The organism is Aeromonas sp. HMWF015 (genome assembly GCF_963878965.1).
GTDB lineage: Bacteria > Pseudomonadota > Gammaproteobacteria > Enterobacterales > Aeromonadaceae > Aeromonas > Aeromonas veronii.
The window spans coordinates 1-2632 of the sequence record NZ_CAWNZT010000441.1 but is presented as its reverse complement, the minus strand read 5'-3'; the positions used below and the strand labels follow the sequence as shown (position 1 = coordinate 2632).

Here is a 2632-nt window from a genome sequence, read left to right as displayed (position 1 = left end):
GGGGTGGGCCTCTATCGCACCGAGATCCCCTTTATGCTGCAGGAGAGCTTCCCCTCAGAGTGGGAACAGACTGCCCGTTATCGCGGCATTCTGGAGACCTACCGCAACCGGCCGGTCTGCATGCGGACGCTGGATGTGGGCGGCGACAAGCCGTTGCCCTATTTCCCCATCGTCGAGGAAAACCCCTTCCTTGGCTGGCGGGGGATCCGGATCACCCTGGATCACCCCGAACTGTTTCTGGTGCAGCTCAAGGCGATGCTGCGGGCCAGTGAAGGGCTGGACAATCTGGCCATCATGCTGCCGATGATCAGCAGCGTCAGCGAAATCAAAGCCTCCCGTCGTCTGCTGGATCAGGCATGGCGGGAAGTGTCGGAAGAGGCGGCGAGCCGCGATGCGGTGATCCGCTATCCCAGCCTCGGGGTGATGATCGAGGTGCCCTCAGCCCTCTTTATTTTGCCGGAGATGGCGCCGCTCATCGACTTCTGGTCTGTGGGCAGCAATGACCTTACCCAGTACCTGCTGGCGGTGGATCGTAACAACTCCCGCGTTGCCAACATCTATGATGCCTTCCATCCTGCGGTGATCCGCGCCCTGCAACAGCTGGTTGATGCCTCCCATCGCTACCAGAAGCCGGTGTCGGTCTGTGGCGAGCTTGCCGGTGATCCGGTCGGTGTACTGTTGCTGCTTGCCATGGGCTATCGCCGCTTCAGTATGAACACCCACAACATCGCTCGGATCAAGTACGTGCTGCGTCAATCCACCCTGAGCGAGTTGACCGAACTGATGGCTGATGGCCTCAAACATGACAATCCCCACGTGCTGCGCGGCCTGTTTGCCCGCTATCTGGAGGAGCATGGTTTGGGCGGTTTGCTGCGAGCCGGTCATAAATCGAAACAGAGTGATTGATAATCATGCCTTGTCCCTGCTGACGAATGATCGGAAAATGCGGCTTTTATTTTGACTGGGGCCGCATATGCAGCACGATGGATATTGGGTTTTCTCGCAGATTGATCCCGTAGCATTCAGTTTGGGACCACTATCGGTACGCTGGTATGGTCTCATGTACCTGTTCGGTTTCGCTTTTGCCATGTGGCTTGCCGGCCGTCGCGCCGATGCACCGAACAGCGGTTGGACCCGCAACGAGGTGTCGGATCTGCTGTTCTACGGTTTCCTCGGGGTGATCCTCGGTGGCCGTGTCGGTTACGTGCTGTTCTACAACTTCGATCTCTTCCTCGCGGATCCCACTTACTTGTTCAAGATCTGGACCGGCGGTATGTCGTTCCACGGTGGTCTGATCGGGGTGATCACCGCGATGATCTGGTTTGCCCACAAGACCAAGCGCCACTTCTTCACCGTGGCCGACTTTGTGGCACCGCTCATTCCGTTTGGTCTCGGTGTTGGCCGGATCGGCAACTTCCTCAACGGCGAACTGTGGGGCCGGGTCACCGATGTGCCCTGGGCCATCATCTTCCCGGAAGCCGGCCCCGAGCCGCGTCATCCCTCCCAGCTCTATCAGTTCGCGCTGGAAGGGGTGGTGCTGTTCATCATCCTCAACCTGTTCTGGCGCAAGAATCCGCCGCGCGGCGCAATCTCTGGCATGTTCCTGCTGTTCTACGGCCTGTTCCGTTTCCTGGTGGAGTTTGTGCGCCAGCCGGACAGCCAGCTCGGTCTCTACTTCCAGGAGATCAGCATGGGCCAGATCCTCTCCACCCCGATGATTATCGCCGGTGCCTTGATGATTTGGGCCGCCTACAAGCGTCCGCAGTTGTTCGGTAATGCCGTGAAGGAGGCGAAATAATGCGAGCTTATCTCGACCTGATGCAGAAAATCCTCGATGAGGGGACCGCCAAGTCTGACCGTACCGGTACCGGTACTGTTTCCCTGTTCGGCCATCAGATGCGCTTCAATCTGGCGGAGGGTTTTCCGCTGGTCACCACCAAGAAGTGCCACCTGCGCTCCATCATTCACGAGCTACTCTGGTTCCTCAATGGCGATACCAATACCGCTTATCTGAAGGAAAACGGCGTCAGCATCTGGGATGAGTGGGCCGACGAAAATGGCGATTTGGGGCCGGTTTACGGTGCTCAGTGGCGCTCCTGGCCTGTCGCTGACGGGTCTGTCATCGACCAGATCCAGAAAGCGGTGGATGACATCAAGCACAACCCCGATTCGCGCCGCATCATCGTCTCCGCCTGGAACGTGGGCGAGCTGGACAAGATGGCGCTGGCTCCCTGCCACGCCTTCTTCCAGTTTTATGTGGCGGACGGCAAGCTCTCCTGCCAGCTCTACCAGCGCAGCTGTGATGTGTTCCTCGGCCTGCCGTTCAACATCGCCAGCTACGCCCTGCTGACCCACATGATGGCCCAGCAGTGTGGTCTGGAAGTGGGCGACTTCGTCTGGACCGGCGGTGATGTGCACCTCTACTCCAACCACATGGAGCAGACTGCGCTGCAGCTTTCCCGTGAGCCGCGCCCGCTGCCGACCCTGGTGATCAGGCGCAAGCCGGGCTCCATCTTCGATTACAAGTTTGAGGATTTCGAGATCGAGGGTTATGACCCCCATCCCGGCATCAAGGCGCCCGTCGCCATCTGATAGCAAGGCGCCTCAGGGCGCCTTTTTTATGCAGTTAAAT

3 protein-coding genes are annotated in these 2632 nt (G+C 58.8%); all 3 read left to right on the top strand.

The features are described 5' to 3' along the window. The coding region (locus AACS18_RS23775; RefSeq protein WP_308810810.1) for a putative PEP-binding protein at positions 1–906 on the top strand (906 nt) is incomplete at its 5' end. A 67-nt stretch (positions 907–973) separates the two neighbouring features. Then, a complete protein-coding gene (lgt, locus tag AACS18_RS22770) occupies positions 974–1798 on the top strand; it encodes a prolipoprotein diacylglyceryl transferase (protein ID WP_031227775.1) in 825 nt (274 codons plus the stop codon). After that, entirely contained in the window at positions 1798–2592 is a 795-nt protein-coding gene (gene thyA, locus AACS18_RS22765; RefSeq protein ID WP_108613391.1) for a thymidylate synthase, read from the top strand. The genes lgt and thyA overlap by 1 nt, the downstream gene beginning before the upstream one ends. Positions 2593–2632 lie beyond the last annotated feature (40 nt).

What these genes read in the sequence shown, in the direction of transcription:
- thyA (WP_108613391.1), top strand. Translation starts at nt 1,798, where the DNA reads ATGCGAGCTTATCTCGACCTGATGCAGAAAATCCTCGATGAGGGGACC.
- lgt (WP_031227775.1), top strand. Translation starts at nt 974, where the DNA reads ATGCAGCACGATGGATATTGGGTTTTCTCGCAGATTGATCCCGTAGCA.